Origin of the sequence: Candidatus Kryptonium sp. (assembly GCA_025060635.1) — a bacterium.
Taxonomy (GTDB): domain Bacteria; phylum Bacteroidota; class Ignavibacteria; order Kryptoniales; family Kryptoniaceae; genus Kryptonium.
This window is the reverse complement of the sequence record JANXBN010000005.1, coordinates 134,778-161,742: the sequence shown is the minus strand read 5'-3', so window position 1 is coordinate 161,742 and position 26,965 is coordinate 134,778. Positions and strand designations below refer to the sequence as shown.

At 36.5% G+C, this 26,965-nt stretch carries 24 protein-coding genes; 16 read left to right on the top strand and 8 right to left on the bottom strand.

What is annotated here, in order from left to right:
* Window positions 1-797: 797 nt before the first annotated feature.
* Window positions 798-3,110, bottom strand: a complete 2,313-nt coding sequence (locus tag NZ923_08090; protein MCS7229975.1) for a PEGA domain-containing protein — start codon at window positions 3,108-3,110, stop codon at window positions 798-800.
* A gap of 223 nt (window positions 3,111-3,333) precedes the next feature.
* Between NZ923_08090 and speB the strand changes: the two genes are divergently transcribed.
* From speB to NZ923_08060, 6 genes are all read left to right on the top strand, one after another.
* Entirely contained in the window at window positions 3,334-4,248 is a 915-nt protein-coding gene (speB, locus tag NZ923_08085; GenBank protein MCS7229974.1) for an agmatinase, read from the top strand.
* A complete protein-coding gene (locus NZ923_08080) occupies window positions 4,245-4,724 on the top strand; it encodes an NYN domain-containing protein (protein ID MCS7229973.1) in 480 nt (159 codons plus the stop codon). Before speB ends, NZ923_08080 begins: the two co-directional genes overlap by 4 nt.
* Window positions 4,721-6,814 (top strand): response regulator, encoded by a 2,094-nt coding sequence (locus tag NZ923_08075; protein MCS7229972.1) that lies wholly within the window; start codon window positions 4,721-4,723, stop codon window positions 6,812-6,814. Before NZ923_08080 ends, NZ923_08075 begins: the two co-directional genes overlap by 4 nt.
* A 69-nt stretch (window positions 6,815-6,883) precedes the next feature.
* The gene (locus NZ923_08070) at window positions 6,884-8,308 is read left to right on the top strand and encodes an LptF/LptG family permease (protein MCS7229971.1); all 1,425 of its coding nucleotides are present in this window, start codon (window positions 6,884-6,886) and stop codon (window positions 8,306-8,308) included.
* Complete coding sequence (locus NZ923_08065) at window positions 8,298-9,395, top strand: LptF/LptG family permease (GenBank protein MCS7229970.1); 1,098 nt, start codon at window positions 8,298-8,300, stop codon at window positions 9,393-9,395. The genes NZ923_08070 and NZ923_08065 overlap by 11 nt, the downstream gene beginning before the upstream one ends.
* Window positions 9,396-9,411: 16 nt before the next feature.
* Window positions 9,412-9,795: a hypothetical protein gene (locus NZ923_08060; GenBank protein MCS7229969.1), complete on the top strand. Its 384-nt coding sequence runs from the start codon at window positions 9,412-9,414 to the stop codon at window positions 9,793-9,795.
* Here the strand turns inward: NZ923_08060 and NZ923_08055 are convergent, their stop codons facing one another.
* The 6 genes from NZ923_08055 to pyrR form a co-directional block, all read right to left on the bottom strand.
* On the bottom strand, window positions 9,796-11,397 hold the full coding sequence (locus NZ923_08055) for an amidohydrolase (GenBank protein MCS7229968.1): 1,602 nt from the start codon (window positions 11,395-11,397) through the stop codon (window positions 9,796-9,798).
* A 165-nt stretch (window positions 11,398-11,562) separates the two neighbouring features.
* On the bottom strand, window positions 11,563-12,297 hold the full coding sequence (locus NZ923_08050; protein ID MCS7229967.1) for a site-specific DNA-methyltransferase: 735 nt from the start codon (window positions 12,295-12,297) through the stop codon (window positions 11,563-11,565).
* A gap of 69 nt (window positions 12,298-12,366) precedes the next feature.
* On the bottom strand, window positions 12,367-13,587 hold the full coding sequence (locus NZ923_08045; GenBank protein ID MCS7229966.1) for an ABC transporter permease: 1,221 nt from the start codon (window positions 13,585-13,587) through the stop codon (window positions 12,367-12,369).
* Window positions 13,588-13,652: 65 nt separating this feature from the next.
* Window positions 13,653-14,954, bottom strand: a complete 1,302-nt coding sequence (locus tag NZ923_08040) for a dihydroorotase (GenBank protein MCS7229965.1) — start codon at window positions 14,952-14,954, stop codon at window positions 13,653-13,655.
* Window positions 14,955-14,977: 23 nt separating this feature from the next.
* On the bottom strand, window positions 14,978-15,901 hold the full coding sequence (locus NZ923_08035) for an aspartate carbamoyltransferase catalytic subunit (GenBank protein ID MCS7229964.1): 924 nt from the start codon (window positions 15,899-15,901) through the stop codon (window positions 14,978-14,980).
* A gap of 54 nt (window positions 15,902-15,955) precedes the next feature.
* Window positions 15,956-16,495, bottom strand: coding sequence for a bifunctional pyr operon transcriptional regulator/uracil phosphoribosyltransferase PyrR (gene pyrR / locus NZ923_08030; protein ID MCS7229963.1), 540 nt, complete (start codon window positions 16,493-16,495; stop codon window positions 15,956-15,958).
* 225 nt (window positions 16,496-16,720) lie between these two features.
* Here pyrR and NZ923_08025 point away from each other — a divergent pair, with 225 nt between their 5' ends.
* From NZ923_08025 to NZ923_08005, 5 genes are all read left to right on the top strand, one after another.
* Entirely contained in the window at window positions 16,721-17,230 is a 510-nt protein-coding gene (locus NZ923_08025) for a hypothetical protein (GenBank protein MCS7229962.1), read from the top strand.
* Between the two features lie 80 nt (window positions 17,231-17,310).
* The gene (locus NZ923_08020; GenBank protein MCS7229961.1) at window positions 17,311-18,567 is read left to right on the top strand and encodes a S8 family peptidase; all 1,257 of its coding nucleotides are present in this window, start codon (window positions 17,311-17,313) and stop codon (window positions 18,565-18,567) included.
* Between the two features lie 70 nt (window positions 18,568-18,637).
* The gene (locus NZ923_08015) at window positions 18,638-19,870 is read left to right on the top strand and encodes an FtsX-like permease family protein (protein ID MCS7229960.1); all 1,233 of its coding nucleotides are present in this window, start codon (window positions 18,638-18,640) and stop codon (window positions 19,868-19,870) included.
* A gap of 18 nt (window positions 19,871-19,888) precedes the next feature.
* Complete coding sequence (locus NZ923_08010) at window positions 19,889-20,533, top strand: hypothetical protein (protein ID MCS7229959.1); 645 nt, start codon at window positions 19,889-19,891, stop codon at window positions 20,531-20,533.
* Window positions 20,534-20,554: 21 nt separating this feature from the next.
* Window positions 20,555-21,106 (top strand): YceI family protein, encoded by a 552-nt coding sequence (locus NZ923_08005; protein MCS7229958.1) that lies wholly within the window; start codon window positions 20,555-20,557, stop codon window positions 21,104-21,106.
* Between the two features lie 6 nt (window positions 21,107-21,112).
* Here NZ923_08005 and prfA read toward each other — a convergent pair whose 3' ends face one another.
* Window positions 21,113-22,177 carry a peptide chain release factor 1 gene (gene prfA / locus NZ923_08000; GenBank protein MCS7229957.1) on the bottom strand — a complete coding sequence of 355 codons (1,065 nt, stop codon included), beginning with the start codon at window positions 22,175-22,177 and terminating at the stop codon, window positions 21,113-21,115.
* Between the two features lie 231 nt (window positions 22,178-22,408).
* On the opposite strand from prfA, the gene NZ923_07995 reads away from it, so the two are divergent.
* From NZ923_07995 to NZ923_07975, 5 genes are read left to right on the top strand one after another with little or no spacing between them, the layout of a single operon-like run.
* Window positions 22,409-23,074 carry a sigma-70 family RNA polymerase sigma factor gene (locus NZ923_07995; GenBank protein MCS7229956.1) on the top strand — a complete coding sequence of 222 codons (666 nt, stop codon included), beginning with the start codon at window positions 22,409-22,411 and terminating at the stop codon, window positions 23,072-23,074.
* Window positions 23,075-23,095: 21 nt separating this feature from the next.
* A complete protein-coding gene (locus tag NZ923_07990; GenBank protein ID MCS7229955.1) occupies window positions 23,096-23,926 on the top strand; it encodes a zf-HC2 domain-containing protein in 831 nt (276 codons plus the stop codon).
* A 3-nt stretch (window positions 23,927-23,929) separates the two neighbouring features.
* Window positions 23,930-24,478, top strand: coding sequence for a TlpA family protein disulfide reductase (locus tag NZ923_07985; protein ID MCS7229954.1), 549 nt, complete (start codon window positions 23,930-23,932; stop codon window positions 24,476-24,478).
* Window positions 24,479-24,492: 14 nt separating this feature from the next.
* A complete protein-coding gene (locus NZ923_07980; GenBank protein ID MCS7229953.1) occupies window positions 24,493-24,939 on the top strand; it encodes a universal stress protein in 447 nt (148 codons plus the stop codon).
* A gap of 23 nt (window positions 24,940-24,962) precedes the next feature.
* Window positions 24,963-26,939, top strand: coding sequence for a heterodisulfide reductase-related iron-sulfur binding cluster (locus tag NZ923_07975; protein ID MCS7229952.1), 1,977 nt, complete (start codon window positions 24,963-24,965; stop codon window positions 26,937-26,939).
* Window positions 26,940-26,965 lie beyond the last annotated feature (26 nt).

Here is a 26,965-nt window from a genome sequence, read left to right as displayed (position 1 = left end):
TGTGAAATTAACCCACTCCGAACTCCGCGAAAACAAAATACCTGAAACTAAAATCAAGGCAAAAAATAACTTTGTTGACTTTTTATATCTTTTTTGCGTTTTTACAAATTACCCTTTAATTCAAACACTCATCACAAAACAAATCAAAAAACACATTACCCAAATTTCCCAATGAACGAAATCCAGCAAGCAGCACAGATAAAATCGTCCTTGTCAAGTAATTGCCACATTTCAAATAATTAAAAATTTCACTTCACCAGCATCATCCTCTTCACATCAACAACTTCCCTATCCTCATAACACAATAATAAACTTCACTTGACAATCCTACGCCAACTGAATATAATCAGAAAAATCATCTTTGTCAAGTGTTCTTATCTAACTTTCAAACCAAAATTAAAAACCTCACTTCACCAACATCACCTTTTTCACATTCACGAACCTTCCAGCCCTCATAACACAATAATAAACACCACTTGACAACCCTACTTAACACATCGTAAACCTCTATGTTAACCTTTGTCCTCTCTGCAACCTCAAAACTCAATGGTTGTAATCCAGTTGAACGGATTCAGATAGTTCTGATGCAATGCAAACTCTCTCGGTATCGTATCTTGTTTCTTTTGAACATTAATTATCACCTCACCCCTCACATTCCCAACTTTGAGATATCACCAAATCAAAAAGAAATAACAACAGAAAAACTAAAAAACTTAAAATTTTAAACCTGCGCATGCTCGCAAATCATCAATTTGTTTTTGATAAAAATTTTTAATCCAGAATTAAAAATCATCTCTTTACATCTTAATCCTCAAACTCACAACTGGAACAACCCCAACATCCTTGTATAATCTAAAACCAACCGCAACCTCATCATCTTCTAATTCTTCGTAAATCTCGTCAAAACTTACTTTTCTTAACATATTGTAAACAGTTAACCCCGCAAATACTGCACTAACCCCAATCGCTATATTCCTTTGAGTTATAACTTTCTTATAATCATTTCTATACTTTCTTATCTTCTCAATTTCAGTTGCGCTTTGATACTTGCTGTAAATGTCTTCGGATTTTATATGAAGTGCAAGCGCAATTCCAACAGAAGCTATAGTAAAACCTACCCCAGCATATGTCAAATTGTTTTTAGTATTCAACCTTGACCTATAAATTCTCAATGCCTTTGTCTCTCTCGTTTCCTCAAGTTTTATCTTTTTACTTATCACCTCACTTCTCTTAACATCAACTTTCACGCTTTGGCTTTTATACCCAGACTTAAGCAATTGAATCTCGTAACTTCCATAAGGCAACTCAAAACTAACTGGTGTAACTCCAACCTTGTTCCCACCAACAAGAACAATCGCTTCTGATGGCTCCGTCTCTATTTTAATTATTGATTTAATCGGCTTCAAATTAAACTCAAAACTTAACCCGTCTCTATCAACGACAGCCTCCCTTTCCAATATCTCATAACCTTCCCTATCCACCATAAAATTAACTTTACCTGCTTGAATTTCAGTTGTAAATGAACCTACACCGATTAATTTTCCGTTCGCGTAAACTTTTGCATCAGATGGCGTTGTTTTTATGTTAACTGGAAAAACTACCTTCACAAGGTCAAATGTAAGAGTTTTTATATCACCGGCTGAAATGTTAACCTCTTGAGATTTAGAAGCATACTTCTCATGCCTCACTTCAATAGTATACTTCCCAACTTTTAAATCAACCGAAAACTTTTTCTCTTTAATTTTCCCAGCAAATCTCCCATTAATGTAAACATCCGCAGTATCAACATTTGACAAGATTGTTAATTTACCCGGAAGCAAAGAAACATCTACAAAGACAGAATATTCTTTCAGCTCTGGAATATCAACGATTGTTTCTCCTTGCTCCTCTTGGCCTTCAATTTTTATAACTTTCCTACCAGGTTTAACTACAACATTCAACTTGCCATCCTTAAGCTGACCAACTTTTTGATTATCAATATAAACAATTCCACTTTTAGATTGGGATACGATGTTAAGATTGACAAGAAGTTCATTTAACTTAAAGTTAAACCTATTTTCACCGATTGATCCGACATTTATGCTCGCACTTCTTTTTTCAAATCCAGATTTTGAAATTTCAACTGAATAAACTCCCGGTTTTAATTTCAAAGCAATAGGTGTATTTCCAACTATGTTTCCTCCGATTTTCACTTCAGCACCTTCTGGTTCAGAAGTTATCATAACTGGCACTTCAACTATAGCTTCAACCGGTATAAAAACAAAGTCGCCACCCATATCACCAGCGAGAATCCCGTACTCAGGAGTTTGAGTTCTATTTGATTCAGCTGTAACTCTCGGGGCGATGTATTCGCTTAACTCGTAAGTTGATACCATCCCATCCCTATTTAAATCTGCACTCATATTTTTAATTGCATCAATGAAATAAAATGTGAAAACGCTATGTCCTCCAGGTCCGGTGTCAAGAACTGTTTGATCTCTTCCCCCAGCTGTTAAAGCTTTTCTTGCTCTCCTCGTTGTTATCACCTTCACATACTCAACTGCCTCCGGACTTAAAGGTTGAGCCCTTGCAAAAATTAACCCACCATAACAAGCATCCATGACAAAAAACAAATGCTTCGCTCTTATCAACTGACTTATCTCATTCAGTTGATCGGTTGATATAGCGGTCGTTATTAATTCACTTTGCGAACCATCGTAAGGTAATATGTATCCTTTCTCCCTTCCATCTGGAAGTTGAACCGTTATCCCGTGTCCAGCGAAGAAAATAAAAACTCTGTCATCCTGCATTGCGGATCGCACTATTCTATCAAATGCTCTCGTTATTCCCTCCTTTGTCGCTTGCTCGTTGTAAAGCTGAATCACATTTTCACTTTTAAACCCAAATTTCTCAATCAGAACTTTTGCAACTTCACTTGCATCTTTAACAGCGTATCTCAACTTCGGCGCTTTCAGATAATTATCAATACCAATTATAACCGCCCACGATTCGCGATAAAAACTTTGCAAATCTGTTCTCCCAACCTCCCTCAAACCTATTCCCCTTTCTTGAGCGAAGAGAAAAGAAAAAACAAAAAGGAAAGCGCAAACTATTACGATTTCCCTTCTCATCTTTCTTCACCTTTTTGATTCTACTCAAACTAAATTTATAGAAGAGCCACAATTTTATCAAGTTCTTAGATGCGTTTACCATAAATTTTGGGAATCCCTACGCTGAAAGCCCCTTGCTTAGCAGATAGTCATCAGAACAAGACCCGCAGTGAATCTTTTTGTATTATAATTTGATTTTCAAAAACTCTGATTTTATATTTTTCAAAAAATACCAAACCCTCATATGAAAACATTGGGCAAAGACAGAAATTTTCTCTCAATTCCAGAGGATTTCTCAAACCTTGAAAATTCAAAAATTGTAATTCTACCTGCGCCATACGAGCACACAACAAGTTATATAAAAGGGACTATCCTCGGACCTGAAAAGCTTCTTGAAGCGTCTCATCAAGTTGAACTTTATGACGAAGAATTCAACCTTGAGCTCTTCCGCGAAGTAGGAATAGCAACGCTTGAACCACTTGATTTCACAGATTTAAAAGACGAGAAAGCAATTGAGATTGTTTACAATACTGTTCTTGAACTCTTGAAAAAGGATAAATTCGTCGTTACGATTGGTGGTGAACATACGATTGCGATCGGAGCTATGAAAGCTTACTCGGAATTTTACCCAAATTTAACAATTCTTCACTTTGATGCGCACTCCGACTTAAGAGATGAATACGAAGGCAATAGATACAGCCATGCTTGCGCCCTCGCTCGTGTTTATGAGTTTAATAAAAACCTTGTCCAAGTTGGGATAAGAGCCCAAGATGTTGAGGAAGCAAAATTTATAAAAGAAAACGGAATAAAAACCTTCTACGCTTGGGAAATAAAATCAGGTAAGTATAACAAAAATGGAAATGATTGGAAAGATGCTATCGTCTCTGAACTTGGCGAAAATGTCTACATAACATTTGATCTTGATTATTTTGATCCGAGCGTCATCCCTGCTGTTGGAACCCCGGTCCCAAATGGCTTATACTGGGACGAAACCATTGAACTTCTCAAAAAAGTTTGCTCACAAAAAAATGTTGTCGGATTTGATATTGTAGAGCTATGTCCATTGGCAGGGCTTGAATATCCAAACTTCACAGCTGCATTTTTCACGAACAAACTTCTCAACATTATCTTCTTCAACAAAATCAAATCCAAAAGTTGACAAGGAAAACCTACATAATTGACGGTTATAATTTAATACACAAATCCCCTGATCTACGAAAATTATTTATTGAGAATCCGCAATTGGCAAGGGAAAATCTCGTCTCTATTCTCTCTGATTTCTTCTCAAAGCGTAAGGATGAATGTATCGTCGTCTTTGATGGAAATTTAAATCTACCTTCTTCTCTATCTACCCCAAAAGTAAGAGTTATATTTTCAAAACCGCCCGATAAAGCCGATGATGAGATAAAGAAGATCATAATGAGCGCTAATTTGAAAGATAGATTGAAATTTATCGTCGTTTCATCAGATAATGAAATAATTAACTGTGCAAAAGCTTGTGGCTCCGGCAGGATCTCGTCGGAGGAATTTTGGAAAATTTTAAATTCCGATAAAATCAAAAATAAAACACAAAATGATGAAAAACCCTTCGTTAAACTCACACAAGAAGAAATTAAAAAAATGTTTCGGGAATGAACATACTTGTTGTTGACGACAATGCTGAAGCAAGGAAATTATTATCCGAACTTTTAATCAAATCGGGATTCAATGTATTTGAAGCGGAAAACGGCAAACAAGCAATTGAGATCTTACAGCAAAGGAAGGATTTCGCTTTGATTATATCAGACATTTTAATGCCGGTAATGGATGGTTTCAAGTTTTGTCATGAGGTTAAATCTAACCCTGAATTAAGCCATATTCCATTCATTTTCTACACCGGAAGCTATGTTTCCGACGAAGATAGAATCTTTGGATTAAAACTCGGTGCAGAAGATTACATTGTAAAACCGATAAAATTTAACGAATTACTCAAAAGGATAAATAACGCAATTCGTAAAGAAGCCACCTCAAAAAGATTGTATAGCGAAGTAAAAATTGATGAATCAGCTTACCTTGCGGAATACAATGCACGACTTGTCCATAAACTTGAAGACAAATTATTTGAGCTAAATCAAGCATATGAGGAGATAAGACAAAAAAACGAAGAACTTGAAACGATAAATGCCATACTCATAGAACTAAACTCGTCAAAAAATTTAAACCTGCTTTTTAAACAGATCTCAAAATACCTTTCTAAACTATTTAAAGCCGACGCAATTAATTTCTTCATCTACGACGCCAAAGAAAACTCTTTAAATCTCCACTATTCGTTTTTAAGGACTGGGGACGAAAATCCATTTGAAAAGTTCAAGGTTTTAAAATTCGGGGAGGATTTTGCGACCGAAATAATAACTAATCCAAAACTCACGATTTATCAAAATCCAACGAAAGCAAGCACCAAGTTAAGAAGTGAAATTTTTAACCACGATTTCAGGATCTTCGTTGAAGTTGCGCTACATATCAGAGATAAACTTATCGGTTTAATTGAGCTCGTTTATAAATCAGATGAAATACCTTTTGACGAAGGGAAAATCTCTACGCTGAATATACTTGCCCAACAGATTGCCTTTGGTGTTGAAAACCTACTTTTAATTTCTGAGTTAAAAGAATCGGAAGAAAAATACAAAAAATTTGTTCATTTAACACCAGCGGGGCTTCTCGTACTGGATGAGCAGCTTAATATATTGTTTGCAAGCGAAACAGCATCTGAAATTTTTGAAACAGAAATTGAGGGGAAAAACTTAAAAAATTTTATAAACTCTTCAATCATTGAAGAAATATGCAGACGAGACATTTCAATTGGATCTGGAATGCCAACATATTCGGATAGAACTTTTGAAGCGGAATACAAAGGGAAAAAACTTTTAATCTCGGTAACCCAAAAATTAAACGATCCTAAGCTTGGAAAGTGTATCGCCGTTATAAACGATGTGAGCGATTTGAAGAAACTACAAGATGAAAAAAGAAAAATTGAACTAAAGCTTTGGCAGGAATATAGGCTCGCTTCAATTGGACGACTCGCAGGCGGAATAGCTCACAACTTGAAAAATCCACTTGCCGTCTTAAATCTTGGCCTACAATCGCTGAAAAGGAAAGGGATTGAATCTGAACATATTGAAAGGTTAATGAAACAAATTGAAAGGATCAACCAAATTATTGAAAATCTGTCAATTAAAACAAAAGAGGAAGTTGATAAAAACAAAAAGAGATTTGATCTGAACGACTTGATAAGAAAAGAGCTTGACACACTTGAATTTGATCCATTTTATAAGCATCAGGTTGAAAAAGATATCAATTTATGTGAAAAACCACTTGTGATAGAAGCAGTTTATTCTGATTTTTCAAACTCAATTTCGCACATTTTGAGAAATGCGGTTGACGCTATGATTGAATCTGAGAAAAAAATTTTAGGAGTGAGAACTTGGGAAGACGAAACGAACATCTATATTGAAATCGCGGACACGGGATGTGGAATACCAGACGAGATCAAAGACAAGATTTTTGAACCTTTCTTCACGACAAAGGCAGGAAACAACCTAAATGAATTGAGAGGAGTTGGGCTTGGATTGACGATAACATATCACAGCTTGAAAATTTATGGCGTTGAATTTGATATTGACTCAAAAGTCGGAGTTGGGACAAAGTTTAAAATTATAATTCCCAAGAAAAATGTCGGTGCAAGTTAAATTAAGATTGAATGCATTGCCTAATACCTTAAACAAAATTAAACACCACAAAAAATTCGCAAGCAAAGTATGATTTTATATCTTTACATACTTCGTGCTCATATTGGTCCTTTCTTTTTTTCAATGTTCACGCTGATACTTATTTTCCTTCTTCAATTTTTGATGAAATATATTGATCAACTGATCGGGAAAGGGCTTGGTTTTTGGGTCATAGCGGAGTTAATAGTTTTGAATCTCGCGTGGATCGTTGTTTTAGCTGTGCCTATGTCTGTCCTTGTTGCGGTTTTGATGGCTTTTGGTAATCTATCCGCGAATAACGAAGTAACAGTGATGAAATCAAGTGGTGTAAGTTTATATAAAATGATGTTTCCAGTTTTGCTTGTCTCGCTCGTTTTAACTGGTTTGCTTATAATTTTCAACAACAAAGTTCTGCCCGACGCAAATCACAGATTGAAAGTTTTAATGATAGACATACACAGGAAAAAACCAACGCTTACATTGAACCCTGGGATATTTTCAACGGATATAACTGGCTATGCGATAATTGTCAGGAAAACATATGAACATTCAAATGAATTTGAAGATGCAACAATTTACAACTATTCTGACCCAACAAGACAAGTAATCATAACAGCAAGGCGCGGGAAAATTTCTTTCACCCCAGATTACAAAAAGCTCATTATGGACCTTGAAAATGGCGAAATACATGAACAAGACGCGGAAAATAAAAATCTTTACAGGATAGTAAAATACCAAAAATATAGAGTCGTCATGGAGGTTGAAGGCTTCGGATTTGAACGTTCAGCTGACAATGCCTTTCAAAGGGGCGACCGCGAGCTAAGCGCCGAAGATATGCTAAGGATCGTTGATAGCTTAAAAAACATTCAAAAGAAAATTTATGAAAGTTTAAATTCAATTGCCCTCACAAATCTAAAAGAACCATTTTCAGGGAAAACAATAATGTCGTCATCGTTTTATCAAACACCTGTTCAAGGTCCAGTTAGCGATTACGACGCCCTTGTCTCAAGCACGCAAAAATTAATAAGCTTAAATGCAATCTTGAAAAACTACATAACGCAGATTGAATATTACAATCGCTCAATAGATACATATATGGTTGAGGTTCATAAAAAATACGCTATTCCATTTGCTTGCGTTGTGTTTGTAATCGTTGGGGCTCCTCTTGGAATGATGGCAAGAAGAGGAAACTTCGGGGTTGCTGCAAGTTTAAGTTTATTCTTCTTTCTATTCTATTGGGCTTGTTTAATCGGTGGAGAAAAGCTTGCGGATAGGGACTTGCTTTCTCCGTTTTTAAGCATGTGGATCGCTAATTTCGTTGTCGGAGCACTTGGAGTTTATCTAACCATAAGAATGGGAAAAGAAGCAATGATAATTGACTGGTATCGTATAAAAGAAATCATGCCCAAAAAGCTCAAAACATGGCTCGGGATACCAGAAGAAGAAGAAATTTTAACTGATAGATATGCGAGATAAGCTGAAAATAATTGACATCTACATCACGAAAGAGTTCATTCAAATGCTAATTTTCGGACTTGTTGCCTTCATACTCATCTTTATCCTTGTTGATTTAATGGAGAACCTTGACGATTTCATTGACCAGAAAGTTTCGTTTTCAATAATCTTAAAGTATTATCTATATTACTCGCCAGAAATCATAAAGCTTACATTGCCGGTTGCTGTTTTGCTTTCGTGTCTTTTCACAACTGGACGAATGTCAAATTTAAATGAACTTACAGCAATCAAAGTTTCTGGAGTAAGCTTATACAGATTGATGCTTCCCTTTTTGATCATATCGCTTATATTAAGCTTTCTGTCGGTTTATTTCAACAGCTGGATCGTTCCAAAGACAAATAAAAAGAAGTTAAATCTTGAAAGAGTTTACATGCGCAAGCATCTTGAATCTTGGGGAAAATACAACATTTATATTCAAGATTCATACACGAGATTATTATCAATTGGATACTTTGATGACGAGCTAAATGTAGCCCATAGAGTTGACATCCAAGATTTTGACCCAAATGATCTAACTAAAGTCGTCGCAAGATATACAGCTCCTGCAATGAAATGGGATAGCTTGAGCGAAAACTGGTTGCTTATTAATTGTGTATATCGTAAATTTCACTCAGAAGGTGAAATAGTTGAAAAGATAGATACCTTTAACATCGGAAAGTTAAATTTTAAACCCATAGATATAAAGCGAAAACAGATGAAACCGGACGAAATGAATCTTAGCGAAATGGGAGAGTTTATTCAAGATCAAATACGAAGTGGGAACAACCCATCAAGGTGGTTAACAGATTATCATTCAAAAATTTCATTTCCATTTTCAAACTTCATAGTTGTTCTTTTTGGAGTTGCGCTTGCGTCGCAGAAAAAAAGAGCAGGGCTTGCGATGGAATTCGGCTTGAGTTTGCTTATCGCATTTTTATATTTCATTTTTATGAAAATAAGCACATCATTTGGTTATGCCGGTATCCTACATCCACTAATAGCAGCTTGGCTTGCGAACCTTGTCTTTTTGCTTGGGGGAATAATTGTAATCTTGAAGGTGAGAAAATAAAAAGGAGATTCAAAAAATGGGACAACAACAGCTGTTACTCTTGGTCCTTGGAGCAATTATAGTAACAATAGCAATTGCAGTTGCAATCAATATCTTCATTTCAAGATCGGGGGCAATTGCAGAACAATATCTAAATGACACGATAAATGATTGTCTTAACATAGGTCAAAAGGCTCAAGCATGGGCAAGGAAACCAGCAGAACTCGGAGGCGGTGGATGGTCTTTCCAAAATTTCAGCCTTTCATATATAAACTTTCCTGAGTCAACAAGCTATGCAAAATATAAAATCGCTATAAGAACAACGGACAGCATAGTCATAGTTGCTCAAACTATTACAGGACAAATAGTTGAGGTTTCCGTCACGCATCACAATATAAGCAAACCACGAGTTACAAGATAATCAAAAATTAGGATCTCTATAAATTATCTTCCCACCGAGAACGGTCATTAAAACTTTTACATCTTTTATTCTTTCGGGAGAAATCCCGAAAATATTTTCAGATAACACAACTAAATCAGCGAATTTACCAACAGTTATGCTTCCCTTTTCATTTTCAGCGAACTCAGCATATGCGTTGTTAATAGTGTAACATTCAACAGCTTCCTCAACCGAGATTTTCTGCTCTGGGAACCACCCTTGTGGATTTTTACCATCAAGAGTTTGCCTCGCAACAGCTGCGTAAATTCCAAGTATCGGGCTTAATGGAGCTACATTCCAATCGCTCCCAAAACAAACCTTAACCCCATTATCAAGAAAAGTTCTAAAAGCATAACTTGTTTTGCATCTCTCCTTACCGATTCTTTTCTCAGCCCATCTTCCATCATCAATTGCGTGATAAGGTTGCATAGAAGCGATCACATTTAAATCTCTAAACCTGACGAAATCCTTAGGATGGATGTGTTGCGCATGTTCTATTCTAAATCTTCTATCCCACGCTGGATTCTCTTTAACTATTTTCTCAAACAAAGATAGGACTAAACTATTTGCGCTATCACCAATTGCGTGAATTGAAAGTTGAAGTTTTGCCTTGTCAGCTTCCTTTGCCCACTTTTCAAGCCGTCCATCAATTACAATATCCGTTGCAAGCCCTCGTGTATTTGGATTTTCATCATAAGGATCAAAGAAAAGCGCAGTCATTGACCCAAGTGAGCCATCAGCAAATGCTTTGAGGGATCCAATTCTTATATATTCATTTCCAAATGGAACTTGAACTCCGACCTTTGCAAGATCCGCCCATTGTGAGATAGGCAAGCGCAAAAAAACTCTAATTGTTAATTCACCTCTTTTATAAAGTTCCTGATATGCCTTAAAATCCTCAACCGTCCCGATATCGTGAATACCAGTAAGTCCAAGTTTCTTTGTCTCTTCAAGCGCAAGCTTTATTGCTTTTATTCTCTCTTCCTGTGTTGGTTCAGGAATTATCTTAGTAACGAGAGACATCGCTTCATCCTTCAAAATTCCTGTTGGTTCCCCGTTTTCATCTCTAACTATCAAACCGCCTGGTGGGTCAGGTGTTTCTCTTGTTATTCCCGCAAGTTTTAAAGCTAAGCTATTTGCAAGTCCCATATGTCCATCGTAACGAGTTACAAAAACAGGGACATTTTGAGTGTATTTATCTATCCACTCTTTTCTTGGCAGTTCACCACCCCAAAGCTCATGATCCCAATCACCACCAGTAATCCAACGACCAGGATTTTTCTCGGCATATTCTTTTATTCTTTGCGCAAATTCCTCCGGCGTTTTAGCTGTTCTTAAGTCAACGCTCATCAATTGTAATCCACCGTAAACAAAATGCGTATGACCATCAATAAATCCAGGGAGCATCAATCGCCCTTTCAAGTCAATTACTTGCGTGTTTTTACCTGAATATTTTTTGATCTCGGAGTTTGAGCCAACTGCTATAATTTTATCTCCGAGAACCGCCACAGCTTGAGCAATTGGTCTTGCTTTGTCAACTGTCCAAATTTTGCCGTTGATGAAAATTAAATCTGCTTTTGGCATTTGAGCTAAAAGAATTTGTTGTAAAAGTAGGAAGACCAAAATTTTTAACCTCATTTGCTCAACCCAAATAATTTATTAATTCACTTTTAATTTGTTCCAAAACAATTTTAGCCACATCCAAACTTGCAATCCGAGTTTGATTTCAGCTTGGTTACAAAATTTAATTTATTCTAAACTAAACAAGTTTATTTCAATGTTTCTCAATCTGTCGCGGATGAATTCACAGTATTGAGGCACAAGCTCAAAGCCAAGGAATCTGCGATTTAAAGCCTTAGCAACCACAACGACTTGACCAGAACCAAGAAATGGATCAAACACAAGATCACCTTCATCAGAGGCATAAAGGATAATCTTTCTAACCAAAGATGTCGGCAACTTCGTCGGCGTTTTAATCTTACCGGTCCAGTATTCCCTGTTGATTATCCAAACATCTTCAGGATAATGCTCAATTTTGTTAAACTTGTATTTTTCTTCATCCTTTACGACAAAAAGAATATGATAATGACTTGTTACAAACTTTCGTTGAGTGAAAACGCCAAATTGATATTTCCAAATTATATGATTAATCGTAATAAAGCCAGCGTCATCAATTGCATTTAGAATATCTTTCAAGTTCGTCCAACCAGAAAAGACAAACATTGAACCAGTGGGCTTGAGAATCCTGTACGCCTGGCTTATCCAGTTAACAGAAAATTCGTAATACTTCTCTTTAGGAATCTCGTTATAACCTTCAAGAACCTTATCAGGATCCCTGTTGTAATTATTTCTTTTCGCCTTAAAATCAATCGCAAACGGCGGATCTGTTATGATTAAATCAATTGAATCATTAGGTATGTCCTTCATAAGGACTAACGAATCTCCACAATAGATATTATCAACTTCAAAGATTCCAATCTTCATCCAAGAGAAAGAAAATGTTTTGTTTAAGATCCACTGACTAATCTAAAGCACTTATACAACATTCACAAATTACTCATATCTTAACGCTTCTACGGGATCAAGGTTTGCTGCTTTCTTTGCGGGATAAAAACCGAAGAAGATTCCAACAGCTGCTGAAAAGCTAAAGGCAAGAAGTATTGCTCCAACGGATATAAAAACTGGCCATCCTGCAAAGCCAGAGATTATCCTTGACAATAAAACTCCAAAAATTATCCCAAAAACACCACCAGTAACAGTTAAAACAACCGCCTCAAGGAGAAATTGAAACAATATATCTCTTTTACGAGCACCTACTGATATGCGAATTCCTATTTCCCTTGTTCTCTCTGTTACTGAAACAAGCATTATGTTCATTACTCCAATTCCACCGACAATTAAAGATACAGAGGCTATACTTCCGAGCAAAATTGTCATTATCCTTGATGTCTCTTGCGCTGTTGTAGCTATATCAGTTTGAGTTCTTACAGTGAAATCGTCTTCTTGCCACGGTTGAATTTTATGTTTTTCTCTTAAAACTTGAGTTATTTGCTGTTGAGCTGTAGGGATTAAGTTCTGGTTAACCGCAGAGACGAGAATTGAACCGATGAAAAAGAACCTTGAAAGTCGGCTCATTACAGTTGTATATGGTGCGACGATTATATCATCTTGATCTTGCCCCATAACATTTTGCCCTTTTGGCTCAAGAACCCCAACAACTTTTACAGGGACATCTCGGATTCTTATTATTTTCCCTATCGGATCTTCGTCACCAAAAAGAGCATTTTTAACAGTTTGACCTATTACACAAACTTTTGCTCCTGCTTTCACATCTTGCTCAGTGAAATAACTTCCTGCGGATAATCCCCAAGCTCTTATCTGGAAATAATCAGTATTGACGCCATAAACCCCCGTTCTCCAGTTATTATTTCCGTAGATAACTTGAGACATAGTTCGCACTACTGGAGTAGCATAAGCAACCGCGTCGCATTGCGTTTTGATTGCTTCAACATCCTCAATTGTCAATCTACTTGTAAATCCAGCTTCCATTCTCACTCTTCCAGTTTGAGTAGGGGCTCCTGGGAAAACTACAAGGACATTTGTTCCGAGAGATTCAATCTGCTTTTGGACGGAATATTGTGCCCCTTGTCCAACTGCAATCATCGCAATGACTGCTGCAACGCCAATTATTATCCCAAGTATAGTTAAAAATGAACGCAGTGGATTGCTTCTTATTGAATGATATGCCGAGAGGATTGTATCTTCAAGATTCATAATCTCATTCTGATCTCTTTTTTTGATTCTTTTACAAATTTAGATGAAGTAAAAGAAAAAAAGTTTCACAGATTTGACCAGTATATTTTACCTTTGTTCACAATTCCGAGCGGTTTCCCTTTAAGCTTCCACCCAATAAATGGAGAATTCTTTGATTTTGATTTAAATTTCCCTGTGTCCACAACCCATTCAAAGCTGGAATCAATTATCGTTAAATTTGCAATTTCACCCTCAGTTATCTTTACCTGTGGTAAACCAAGGATCTTTCGCGGATTAATTGAAAATAACTCCACCATTCTTTGAATTGAGATAATCCCTTTATTGACGAATTCACTCAAAATTAAGCCAACAGCAGTTTCAAGCCCAATAATTCCAAAAGGCGCGGATGCGAAATCTGATTCTTTTTCCTCAGGCGCATGAGGAGCATGGTCGGTTGCAATTACATCTATCGTCCCATCTTTCAATGCTGAAATAAGCGCTTCAATATCTTCTTCACCCTTCAACGGCGGATTTACCTTTAAGTTAGTGTCATAACCAGAACTCCATATATCTTTATCCCTCAAAAGCAAGTGGTGTGGTGTGACCTCGGCAGTTATGTTTAAATCGTTTTTAAATTTCTTTAATAGCTCAACCGAACCTTTACTGCTGATATGAGCAATGTGATACTTAACATTTTTAATTTTAGGTTTCAAATACTGAATCAACTTCAAATCACGATACAAAATTATTTCCTCGCTAATTGCTGGATATGGAGGCAATCCAAGCAAAGTTGACCAATAACCTTCATTCATCATCCCGTTTTGACTTAATGTTCTATCTTCGCAATGTTGAATTATCACTTTATCAAACATGCTAATGTACTCAAACGCTTTTCGCATTACTCCCGAATCTTGAACTGAATTACCATCGTCCGAAAACGCAATTACGCCAGATTCAATTAGTTCAGCAATTGGGGCAAGCTCTTTACCTTCTCTTTTCTTAGTTATTGCACCAATGGGATAAACATCAACGATTCCACCTAAAGATTCATTAGCTCTTTTCTTGACATATTCAACAACCCCGGGTTCATCAATTGCTGGTTCGGTGTTTGGCATACAACAAATTGCTGTAAAACCGCCGTTTGCTGCGGCTTCAATTCCAGAATCAATCGTTTCTTTATGCTCAAAACCCGGCTCTCTCAAATGAACATGCATATCAACGAAACCAGGAACGATTATCTTACCAGTTAAATCATAAACCTCAAAAGTTTCTGTTTCTTCAATTTTGCCGATTTTTTCTATTTTCCCATCAATTATAAGTAAGTCAAGGACTTCATCAAGGTTTTGATTTGGATTTATAACTCTTGCGTTCTTGAAGAGAACTTTCATAAAATTAACTGCGATTTATTTTTTCAATTTGACATTGTTCCAAGAAGGTAAAGGACGGCCATTCTTATTGCGACTCCATTTGTTACTTGTTCAAGTATAACGGAATGTTCGCTATCAGCGACATCTGAAGAAAGCTCAACGCCACGATTTATCGGCCCAGGATGCATTATCAAAATTGGTTTGCTTGCTTTTTCAAGACGCTTTCTTGTTATCCCAAAGAATTTATGATATTCTTGAAGCGATGGGATAAAAGCCGAATTTTGCCTTTCAAGTTGTAACCTTAGCACATTAAGAACATCAACTTTCGGTATAACATCATCAATGTTATGATAAATTTCAACTCCAAGTTTTTCAATATCTCTTGGTATGAGCGTTTCAGGACCACAAACAAAAACATTAGCACCAAGCGTTTTCAAACCAAATATATTTGATCTTGCCACTCTACTGTGAAGTATATCCCCGACTATACAGACATTTAAACCTTGAATATAACCAAATTTCTCACGCATTGTAAAAATATCAAGCAAAGCTTGAGTTGGATGTTCGTGTGTCCCATCACCAGCGTTTATGACATTTGCATCAATTATTTTAGCAAGAAAATGTGGCGCCCCTGACGAAGAATGTCTTATCACAACCATATCAATTTTCATCGCTTCAATGTTTTTGACCGTATCTTTAAATGTCTCTCCTTTTGCGATGCTACTTCCAGCAGTTGTAAAATTAACGACATCAGCTGACAATCGTCGCTCCGCCAATTCAAACGATATTCTTGTTCTTGTTGAACTTTCAAAAAACAAATTAACTATCGTTTTCCCCTGAAGCGTTGGAACTTTCTTGACAGGTCTTTCAAGAACCTCTTTAAACGAAACAGCTGTATTTAGAATCAATTCAATATCTTCCTTCGGTACTCCCTCAAGTCCCAAGAGATGACGACTTTTTAATGCCATTATTTTAACTCCCTTTATTTATAATAAAAAAGCCGAAACCAATTGGTTTCGGCTTTAATCATGCTCAATCAAAAGGACCGAATCTTCTCCATCAACCTCTTTTAGATTAACTTTTATCTCTTCATTTAAACTTGTCTTTACCTTTTTCCCAACGAAGTCAGCCTGAATTGGAAGTTCCCTGTTCCCACGGTCTATTAACACAACAAGTTGGACTGTTTTAGGTCTTCCGAAGTCAATAAGTTCATCAAGCGCAGATCTGACTGTTCTCCCTGTGAAAAGAACATCATCAACAAGAATTATATCTTTATCATCAACAGGAAAACTGATCTCGGTTGTTTTAACTTCTGGTTGTCTTAGTTTTAATCTCACATCATCCCGATAGAAGGTTATATCAAGAATTCCAACGGGGATTTCGGTATTTTCAAGTTTTGAAATTTTTTCTGCCAATCTTCTTGCGAGAAATTCACCTCTTGTTCTTATTCCAACTATAGCAAGATTTTTTGATCCTTTGTTTCGCTCAATTATTTCATATGCTAATCTGTTAAGAGTTCGCTCGATGTCCTCAGCGTCCATTATTTTCTCTTTCACCCTCATTTCTATCAGACATTAAAATTTTTGTAAAGATAAAAAGTTGAAGTAAAAAAATCAAACTTTGAAAATATAACAATGCCAGCAGGTTCAAAATTTGATGTCATTGCCTTTAATGCAGAGCCCCTTCACGATCAGTAGGTTAACTCTTGACTTTTGCCTTTGAATTTATTATAATAGTAGTGTGGTAAAAAATAAACAACTAAATTTTAAAACAAAAGGAGGTTAAACATGCGCGTACTATTTTTATTTTTAGTTTTAACATTAGTTGCAAGCAGTGTTGCTTTATCTCGCGATATTGGGGCTACATTGACACTCGGTTATCGCAGTGAAAAACCAACAGTTGGATACGGTGCTGTTGCTTATTACCGTTATGATATTCCTGAAAGCTTCCTTCGCGTAAAGGGGTTCGCTGGGCAACTTTCAGTTGGATATCTCACTTTCCCAAAGGAGGATCGCTCGGCCGAGTATTCGTTTATTCCTGTTAGATATGGATTAAGTTATGTTGTTTTCACACAAAATAATGTGGAACTTGGTGTCCTCGGAGATGTTGGATTATCTTTTGTTAGCAAGCCAAAGAGTGAAACGAAAATTACCGGCGGGGCAGGAGCATTCGTTGCTTACAAATCTACACCAGAGGTTAAGTTTGTAGGAACAGTTAAGTATTCAGCTATTTTGGAAACAATTCATTATCTCGGTGTTGAAATAGGCATCCTTTACACATTGCCAACAGGTAGATAGCTTAAAAATTAATTAATTTAGAAAGCCCAACCTCTACGGTTGGGCTTTTGTTTTATTAAAAAATAAAAATGGTGGGGAAAATGAAGATAAATTATAGAAGATATACTGGCGTTGCTTTAATTTTAATGGTTGGATTTTTAATCGGATTAATATCGGGTTGTAGCCAGCCATTTGAGCAAGAAGGTATAAATACGCCACAACAACAAGGGCTTGCTCCTGTTATAAAATCCGCAGAAAATACAATTCCTGGTAGATATATAGTCGTTTTCAGAGAAAATGTGCTTCCAAAAGGCGATTTCAAGAATGTTGCTGAAGCTGTCACTAAAATAGCCAGCGAAATTGCTTCAGCTTACGATTTAGACCTTGAGCATGTTTATCGCTATACAATCAAAGGATTTTCTGCCGAAATATCCGAAGATAAACTAATTGCCTTGCGAAGTGATCCGAGAATAGAATATATTGAAGAAGACGGAATTGTTTATGCCTTTGCTCAGACATTACCTTGGGGAATTGATAGAATTGATGCTGATATAAGTTCAACAAGAGCGGGTGATGGGACCGGGAGCGTAACTGGTGTTAGAGTTTATGTAATTGATACTGGAATTCAACTTAATCATCCTGATTTAAATGTTGTCGGTGGTGTTGATTTCACAGGCAAGGGAACAGCAAACGATGGAAACGGACATGGAACACATGTCGCAGGAACTATAGGTGCGAAGGATGATAATAACTATGTCGTTGGTGTTGCACCCGGGGTTGAGCTTTTCGCTGTCAAAGTCCTCGGTGACGATGGTTCAGGCTCGTTTTCAAATGTAATTGCAGGTGTTGACTTCGTGACACAACAAAAACTTAATAATCCAAGCCTTCCTATCGTTGCAAACATGAGCCTCGGTGCAAGAACTGGAACAAGCTACAATTCGCTTGATTATGCTGTTTTGAACTCAATAAATGCTGGTGTTGTCTACATAATAGCAGCTGGAAACGACGGAGCAGATGCAAAAAATTATAGCCCCGCTCATGTTAAAGAAGCTATCACCGTTGGAGCTTACGATGAAACAAATAGATTTGCGACATTTTCAAACTGGGGTTCTTTGCTTGATATAAACGCTCCGGGAGTGAGAATACTATCAACTTATATTGGTAGCTCAACCGCAACTTTAAGTGGGACATCAATGGCTGCACCCCATGTAGCCGGAGCAGCTGCGCTTTACTTATCAAGAAATCCTAACGCAACACCCCAACAAGTTAGAGATCGCCTCGTCGCAGATGGAAAAGCCTGGGTTAGCGTAAATAGATCCAGAACAACTAACTTGTCCGTTTACGCTGGAAATTACTAAATTAGTTAAGGTAGCCATCGTTTGATGGCTACCTTTTTCAATAAAATTTTTCTCCACAGGTCAAAACACCATGTTCAAACTGCCTTTTACAACCTTCATCGCTTGGAGATACCTTCGCACCAAAAGGAAAATGACTTTTGTTTCAATCATAAGTTTAATCTCGCTCATTGGAGTTACAATCGGCGTTTCAGCTCTTATAATTGTTTTATCTATTTTCAACGGATTCAACGGACTTGTTACGAAAATACTCGTTGAATTTGATCCCCATATAAGGATTGAGAAAAAACTTAATCTAAGTGAAGATGATTTACCGCAAATAGAAAAAGCAATTGCAGATATAAAGCAAATTAAAGGATACGCAAGCTTCGTTATAAGCAAAGCAATGTTGATTTCCGATAGAAACAACAGAGTTTTATATATAAAGGGAATTGAACCCGATAAAGCCAATATCGTTTCAGGGCTTCCTGATAAAATTGTCCTCGGAAGTTTTGATCTCTCCGAAAATGAAAATTTACCCAAAATTATCCTTGGACTAACAATTGCAGACAGAGTAAATGCACTCATAGGAGATACAATAACTCTCATAAGTCCAAGTTTCTCCACTATGTTTGGACTCATTCAACCTAAAGTGAAAAAATTTATCGTCTCAGGAATCTTTGAATCAAACAACAAAGACTACGATGGATATTACGCTTTCATTTCACTTAAGTCAGCACAAGAACTTTTTGAACTTGATGGAAAAATCAACGGAGTTGAAATTCGGTTATACGATATGGGTCAGTCCGAAAATGTAAAGAAAATAATCCAATCTCGTCTTGGTGAAAATTTTCAAGTAAAAACTTGGTACGATCTTCACAGAGATTTATATTCTGTAATGCAAATTGAAAGATGGGCTGCATATGTTATCCTTTCGCTCATAATTTTCGTTGCAACATTTAACATCCTTGGTTCGCTTACGATGTCAGTGATTGAGAAGGTAAGAGATATTGGTATTTTAAAAGCAATGGGCGCAAAAGACTCAGATATAATCAAAATTTTTATGTTTGAAGGTATAATTATCGGCATAATTGGGACAGTTATTGGAAGTTTAATTGGCTTTACCGTTTGCTATATTCAAATCAAATATCACATCTTCCCTCTTGATCCAACAGTTTATATAGTTCCTTCGCTTCCCGTTGAAATGAAGGTAACAGATTTCATTGCGGTCGGACTTGCTGCGATTCTTCTTTGTTCAATTGCCTCCTTTTATCCCGCAAAAAGAGCTGCAAGCATACTTCCTTCAGAAGCAGTGAGGTGGGAGTAAATCTGGAACAATTTTATTTTGAGCAAAGTTAAGGTTTTTAAAGAAATTCCCGGAGGTGCTATGCGTCTTGCTTTTATTTTTCTACTCTTTTCGTCTTTCCAAGTCTTAAATGCTCAATCCAATGATACTACTTCATTTGATTTATTACCTCAAAAATTAAGTTTAATTGAAAAGCCTCTATGGGGAAAACAAGGTTTTTTCAGGATCATCGGTTTAGCTCCACTTACACCTGAAGCGAGGGAGAAAGAATTAAAACTTAGACGAACAATGCTTTCACTTCACCAGCTCGGTGGTTTTATAACTCTTGGATTAACTGCAACCTCTGTTTATTATGGTCAGCAGGTTTTCAATGGGAAATATGAATTCTTCAACGCACACAGGAGCTTTGTCAGAGCGACGGTTGTGTCTTACTATCTAACTGCTTCACTTGCTTTATTTTCTCCACCACCTCTCGTTAGACATGATAAAGAAACAAGTTCAATCACAATTCATAAAGCACTTGCTTGGATTCATTTCGCTGGTATGATTTCAACACCGATCCTCGGTTTATCAATAAAAGAAAGTTCAGATCCCATTAAAACAAAACAAATTCATCAAATTTCTGGATATATAACGCTTGCATCTTTAGCAGCTGGAATGCTCGTTGTAACATTTTTCAGGTAAAAATTAAATGAGAGTTTAAAAATGACCGTTTTATTTTTGCTTTTTCTTGCGATATTTTTCTCTCCGATAACACTGTTTTCTCAAACTATTTTAGTAGAAGCAGAAATGGGAACATCTTACGCCCAATATTTTCTTAGACATCCTCTTCACTCGGTCAAGGCGGTAAATAACGAAGTTAAATTTTTAATTGAATATGCTCCAGAACAAAAAAAGATAATAAGAGCGGAAGCGATCGCTGAGGTAAGAAAATTTAACAGCGGAAACTCAAATCGCGATTCACATGCCATGGAGGTTATTGAAGCATTAAAATATCCAACCGTGAGCTTCAAAAGTTCAGAAATAAAAATAATCAACGATGATATAGAAGTCACAGGTCTACTCAATTTTCACGGACAAACAAGGGGGATAACAATGAAAGGAAAGATCAAAAGAGAAGGAGATTTTCTTCTGGTTAATGGTGAATTTCAAATAAGCTTAACCGAGTTCAAAGTGAAAAGACCAACACTTCTATTTATCCCCACCGATGATATTCTAAAACTGTACATCTTCGCAAAATTTAAAATACCAGAATAAACCATTTTATCCTTGTTCAAGTTTTTCTTTCTTATCCGCAAGTTTCAAAGCTTCAATCAAAGCATCAAGATCACCATCAAGTATCTCTTGAAGGTTATAAAGGGTGAAGTTGATCCTGTGGTCGGTTACCCGATTTTGTGGGAAGTTATATGTTCTTATTTTTTCACTTCTATCCCCTGTTTTAACCAGGCTTCTTCTATGAGCTGTGATCTCCGCTTCTTTTTCCATGATCATTTTGTCATACAATCTTGATCTCAAAATTTTCATTGCCTTCTCGCGGTTTTTAAATTGTGAGCGTTCATCTTGACACTGGACGACGATTCCCGTAGGGATATGCGTAATTCTAACCGCCGTTTCAACTTTGTTAACATTTTGCCCACCATGACCACCTGCACGATAAAATTCAATTTTCAAGTCATCTGGATTTATCTCAATTTCAACATCTTCAATTTCAGGCAAAACTACGACACTTGCAGCTGAGGTGTGAATTCTCCCGCTTGACTCAGTTATTGGAACTCTTTGAACCCTGTGAACCCCACTTTCATATTTCAATGTCCCATAAACATTATTTCCAGTGACATAGAAAATTATCTCTTTAAATCCACCGAGCCCTGTTTCATTGAAGTCCATAACTTCAACCTTCCACCCTTTCTTTTCCGCATATCTTGAATACATTCTAAAAAGATCAGCAGCGAAAAGAGCAGCTTCTTCCCCACCTGTTCCCGCTCTGATTTCAACGATGGCGTTTTTTGAATCATTTGGATCTTTAGGTATTAAAGCATCTTTAATCTGCTCCTCAAGTTTTTTTAGTCTCTCTTGAAGTAAATTTATTTCCTCTTGCACTAATTCTTTAAATTCTGGATCAGTTGTTGCTTTGTACAGTTCCCTTGTCTCGTTTAAGTTTTTTTCAGTAGCAAGATATTGATTGTAAAGTTCAACGATCTCGGAAAGCTCGTGATGCTCCTTTGAGAGAGTTTTATATGTGTTAACATCCGAAACGATTTCAGGTTGAGTCAAAAGATTTGTGAGTTCTTCGTATCTCTTTTTTATTTTTTCAAGTTTCTCAAACACCTCAAATGCACCTTTCTTTTTGACGCAAATAAATATAAATGATTTAGAAAAATTATCAAAAATGAAAAACTTGCTTACGGCTCGTCTCGTTAAAAATTTCCTCCAGAACGAAAAATTCACAACCGAAAGCAAATGACCTACAGGGTTTCATCCCATTTTTAAGCAGGTATCTGTTGCTAATAAAATCAAAATTTGTTATAATTAGACAAGGCAAAATTAATTTTGAGTTTTATGAAACTCAACGACAAATTAAAAAGCTTGATCAAGCAGAAAAAGCGGGACAAAAAATTAAGCGACGATGAATTACTGAAAAAGCAGAAGGAATTTGAGAAAGAAGCGATTCCACACATGCAATTCCTTTACAATTTTGCGTATCGCATGACAGGAAACGAGGAAGACGCTAAAGATTTGATTCAAGAAACATATCTTAAAGCATTCAGATTTTGGGATCAATACGAACCTGGAACAAACATAAGAGCGTGGTTGTTTAAGATAATGAAAAATTCATACATCAATAAATATCGTAAGGCTACAAAAGAACCTGGCAAAGTTGATTACGATGAGGTTCAGAATTTCTATGAGACCGTCCGAGATGAATCGTTTGAAACATCAGATTTACAAGAACATATCTTTGAAAACATATTTGAAGATGAAATTATAGAAGCTTTAGGTAAATTACCAGATGAGTTCAGGACGGTTGTTATACTTGCAGATATTGAAGGACAAACCTACGAAGAAATAGCGAAGTTCCTTGACATACCAATTGGAACTGTGCGTTCAAGGTTGCATAGAGGAAGGAAAATGTTGAGAAGAGAACTTTTTGAGTTTGCAAAGAAAAAGGGATATATAAAAGGTAAACCAGAAGATTATGATATAGATGATCCAGAAAAAGATTAAAATCAAAACCTGGTGATAGCCATGGATTGCAGACAAACAAGGGAATTTATGAGCGCCCTTGTTGATAATGAAGAAATTGACTCACAAACAAAACAAAAACTTGAAGAACATATCTGGCGATGCGCTACTTGTAAAATTGAACTTGAACTGGAGAAAAAGACAAAAGAAACAATTCAATCAAAAGTCAAAATAATTCCCGTCCCGAACGAACTCATCACATCAGTCCTCAACCAGATAAGGTCAATCCAAGATGGTTATCCTTCATCTTTACAAAAGTTTCAGTCTAAAAATCCAGCGCCTAAACCTTGGCTTGAGGTCGCTTTCGCTCTTGGAGTTGTGATCGTGACGCTTTCAGTTGCAGTTTTATTCACCTCAATCTATGAGAATAAACTAAAGCAAAAGGATCTCGTCATAAGAGAGGTTTCTCCGCTTGTCAAACAGTTTGATTCAATAGCCAAGGGCTTTACGAAGCCAGAAATTTTATCCGACAACCCTGAACATGTTTGGAATGAAGCTGTCTCAAGAGCTGGTTTCACACCTAAATTGATCAGAATCCCACAATTTAAAATGGTTGGTGCATCCGTCAAAGATATACATTCAAACTCAAATAATATAAAATGTGTCAATCTTATCTATCGTAAGGGGGACACATTGATCTTATTCCATCAAGCACCGCTTAAAACAACTAATCTTCACGAAGATGTAAAGAAGCGAATTCTTAAAGGTGAATGGATTTACGATGAAATTGATAACAATTCATTTGCCATTTGGGGCACCGAAGACCTCGCTTGCTGTGCGATCTCAAACTTAAGAAAAGAAGATCTTGAGAAAATTTTAAAACAAAGATGGTAAATTATGAATAGATTTCTACTTTTTTCTTTACTTTTGCTTTTCATATCCTGTTCACAGCAAGAAAAACAACAACCGCAAGTTAAAAATCAGGTCTCCCCTGAAGTTTTCACAATTGTAAAAATTGAAAAACCAACACACCCTGACAAAGCTCCAAACTTCTCTTGGAAAACACCGGATGGAGAAGCTAACTTATATGAAATTTTAAAAAACAAAGTTATACTTGTAAACTTTTGGGCAACTTGGTGCGGTCCATGCATTAAGGAAATCCCCGACTTGATAAAAATTCAAGAAGAAATAGGACACAATAATTTTGAAATAATTGGTGTCTCAATTGATAGATCATTTTCAGCGGTTGTTGAATTTGCGAAAAACGCTGGTATAAATTACATGCTTGTTCATGATCCAGAATCCAAACTACTTGAAGCATTTGGGGGAAGCATTGGAATACCCACAACTTATCTTATTGACAAAGATGGTAAAATCGTTAACAAATATGTTGGCGCAAGGACGAAAGAAGTTTTCGTGAGCGATATCAATAAAATCCTCAAATAAAAAGCGGAGTAAATATGCGAATTAAAAAAATCCTCCTCCCCACTGACTTATCCCCAGCCTCAATATCCGCTTTCAAATATGCTAAATCACTTGCTGAAAAATATGGTGCTTCAATCTATGTCCTCTACATACTTGAAAATATACCAATTCTTGCAATTCACGGACTTGACCTCACCCTTGAAAGAGTTGAGAAAAATATGGAAGAAAACGCAAAACAGCAACTTGAAAAAATTGTTAAAGAAAATCTAAAAACGAAAAGCAAAGTTCAAATTTTTATACGAAAAGGGGTTGTAGATGATGAAATTTTAAAATTTGCCGATGAGAAAAAAGTTGATCTCATCGTGATGGGAACTCACGGAAGAACAGGAATTGAATACACTCTTCTCGGAAGCATAACTGAAAAAATTGTGCGCAAAGCAAAGTGTCCCGTCCTGACGATAAAACCTGAAAAACAAAAATAAAGCTCCGTATGCCTTTAAAAAACTTGCTCTTCCTTATTATCTTCGCAATTTCAATCTCCGTTTTTTTCTTCAACGCAAGAAGATTATATACATATCTAAAAATCGGGAAACCTGAAAACAGATTTGACAAACCAATTGAGAGGATAAAGAGAGTTTTATCAATAGCATTTGGTCAAAAAAAGCTCTTAAGAGAGTTCGTTGCTGGGTGGATGCACTTTTTTATTTTCTGGGGATTTGTAATACTTTTAACTGCAATAACTGACGCAATTCTTGAGGGGCTCTTCAATTTCAATCTTTCAATCATTGGAAGACCTTATCGTTATATTGCCTTTCTTCAAGATCTGATGGGGACTGCTGTTGTGATCTCGGTTCTTATCGCACTTTACAGAAGATATATTCAGAGACCAAAGCGACTTCAAGTTGAAAAATCCTCTCAAATTGATGCGACAATTATACTTGTTCTTATATTTATGGTGATGCTTACTATGTTCGGGACTTATGCCACGCAAATTAACATCGGGAATGCAGATTACTATGATCTAAGATTTGCCTCATTATGGTTCGCTGGTATCCTTGATAAATTCGGATACACAGCACAAGAAATTTTACATCAAATTTTTTGGTGGTTGCATATTTTGCTTGTATTTGGGTTCCTAAACTATCTTCCCTTCTCAAAACACTTGCATATTATAACATCAATACCAAATGTTTACTTTAGTTCCCTTAAACCCAAAGGTGCTTTAAATCCCATAAGTTTTGAGAACATTGAAAATGTTGAAAAGTTTGGCGTTCTTGATGTTGAAGATCTTTCATGGAAACAAATTCTTGATGGATATACCTGCACCGAATGTGGCAGATGTACATCTGCTTGCCCCGCTAATTTAACTGGGAAACCACTTTCACCAAGAGAAATAATTGTAAGTGTAAGAAAAAGGACAATGGAAAAAGCACCTGCTTTACTTAATTTGAAACCACAAGATGACATAACATCAAATAAAACCCTTGTATATAACTATATAACCGAAGAGGAGCTTTGGGCTTGCACAACCTGCATGGCCTGTGTTCAGGAATGTCCTGTAATGATTGAGCATGTTCAAACGATAATTGATATGCGAAGATATCTCGTTTTGACGGAATCAAAATTTCCAACCGAACTTTCAAATACATTTAGAAACCTTGAAAACAACTTCACACCCTGGGCATTTAGTCATTCATCCCGTGGTGAATGGGCAAATGGTCTTGATATAAGAACCCTTGCTGAAGACTCAAATGTGGAATATCTATTATGGGTTGGTTGTGCCGGTTCATATGACTCAAGATATAGAAAAGTTGCTATTGCCGTGGCAAAACTTTTGAAACTTGCAAATATAAGCTTTGGCATCCTTGGTAATGAAGAAAAATGCACTGGGGATCCAGCGAGAAGAGCTGGAAATGAATACCTTGCCCAGATGCTTATTCAGGAAAACATTCAAACATTTTCAAAATACAATGTTAAGAAAATCATAACAATCTGTCCACACTGCTTCAACACACTAAAAAATGAATATCCAGATTTCGGTGGGAATTACGAGGTTTACCACCATGTTGAATTCCTTGAAAAACTTTTAATTGAAGGCAGATTGAAACTTGCGAAGCCAATTGAAAAGAAAATAACTTATCACGACTCTTGTTATCTTGGCAGATATAACGACATTTATGATGCCCCGAGAGACATTCTTGCATCAATTAAAGGCGTAAAATTTGAAGAAATGAAGAGAACAAGGGATAAAGGTTTATGTTGCGGTGCAGGTGGCGCAAGGATGTTTATGGAAGAAAAGATCGGAAAGAGAATCAACATTGAAAGAACAGAAGAAGCGCTGAGCTTAAATCCAGATATTATCGCTTCCGCCTGCCCATTCTGCATGACGATGTTAACAGATGGACTCAAAGCAAAAGATGCAGCTGATAAAGTTGAAGTTAAAGATATAGCTGAAATTCTTCTTGAAGCAATTGAAGCATAAAAAAAAGCGGGGCAAAAGCCCCGCTT

Excerpts from the sequence above, each read along its gene's own strand:
- NZ923_08075 (MCS7229972.1), top strand. The coding sequence starts at position 4,721 with ATGAACATACTTGTTGTTGACGACAATGCTGAAGCAAGGAAATTATTA.
- NZ923_08015 (MCS7229960.1), top strand. The coding sequence starts at position 18,638 with ATGTTCAAACTGCCTTTTACAACCTTCATCGCTTGGAGATACCTTCGC.
- NZ923_08055 (MCS7229968.1), bottom strand. The coding sequence starts at position 11,397 with ATGCCAAAAGCAGATTTAATTTTCATCAACGGCAAAATTTGGACAGTT.
- NZ923_08065 (MCS7229970.1), top strand. The coding sequence starts at position 8,298 with ATGCGAGATAAGCTGAAAATAATTGACATCTACATCACGAAAGAGTTC.
- NZ923_07990 (MCS7229955.1), top strand. The coding sequence starts at position 23,096 with ATGGATTGCAGACAAACAAGGGAATTTATGAGCGCCCTTGTTGATAAT.
- speB (MCS7229974.1), top strand. The coding sequence starts at position 3,334 with ATGAAAACATTGGGCAAAGACAGAAATTTTCTCTCAATTCCAGAGGAT.
- NZ923_08040 (MCS7229965.1), bottom strand. The coding sequence starts at position 14,954 with ATGAAAGTTCTCTTCAAGAACGCAAGAGTTATAAATCCAAATCAAAAC.
- NZ923_08020 (MCS7229961.1), top strand. The coding sequence starts at position 17,311 with ATGAAGATAAATTATAGAAGATATACTGGCGTTGCTTTAATTTTAATG.
- NZ923_08025 (MCS7229962.1), top strand. The coding sequence starts at position 16,721 with ATGCGCGTACTATTTTTATTTTTAGTTTTAACATTAGTTGCAAGCAGT.
- NZ923_08045 (MCS7229966.1), bottom strand. The coding sequence starts at position 13,587 with ATGAATCTTGAAGATACAATCCTCTCGGCATATCATTCAATAAGAAGC.
- NZ923_08035 (MCS7229964.1), bottom strand. The coding sequence starts at position 15,901 with ATGGCATTAAAAAGTCGTCATCTCTTGGGACTTGAGGGAGTACCGAAG.
- NZ923_08050 (MCS7229967.1), bottom strand. The coding sequence starts at position 12,297 with ATGAAGATTGGAATCTTTGAAGTTGATAATATCTATTGTGGAGATTCG.
- NZ923_08070 (MCS7229971.1), top strand. The coding sequence starts at position 6,884 with ATGATTTTATATCTTTACATACTTCGTGCTCATATTGGTCCTTTCTTT.
- NZ923_08060 (MCS7229969.1), top strand. The coding sequence starts at position 9,412 with ATGGGACAACAACAGCTGTTACTCTTGGTCCTTGGAGCAATTATAGTA.
- NZ923_07995 (MCS7229956.1), top strand. The coding sequence starts at position 22,409 with ATGAAACTCAACGACAAATTAAAAAGCTTGATCAAGCAGAAAAAGCGG.
- NZ923_08090 (MCS7229975.1), bottom strand. The coding sequence starts at position 3,110 with ATGAGAAGGGAAATCGTAATAGTTTGCGCTTTCCTTTTTGTTTTTTCT.
- NZ923_07980 (MCS7229953.1), top strand. The coding sequence starts at position 24,493 with ATGCGAATTAAAAAAATCCTCCTCCCCACTGACTTATCCCCAGCCTCA.
- NZ923_07985 (MCS7229954.1), top strand. The coding sequence starts at position 23,930 with ATGAATAGATTTCTACTTTTTTCTTTACTTTTGCTTTTCATATCCTGT.
- NZ923_08005 (MCS7229958.1), top strand. The coding sequence starts at position 20,555 with ATGACCGTTTTATTTTTGCTTTTTCTTGCGATATTTTTCTCTCCGATA.
- pyrR (MCS7229963.1), bottom strand. The coding sequence starts at position 16,495 with ATGAGGGTGAAAGAGAAAATAATGGACGCTGAGGACATCGAGCGAACT.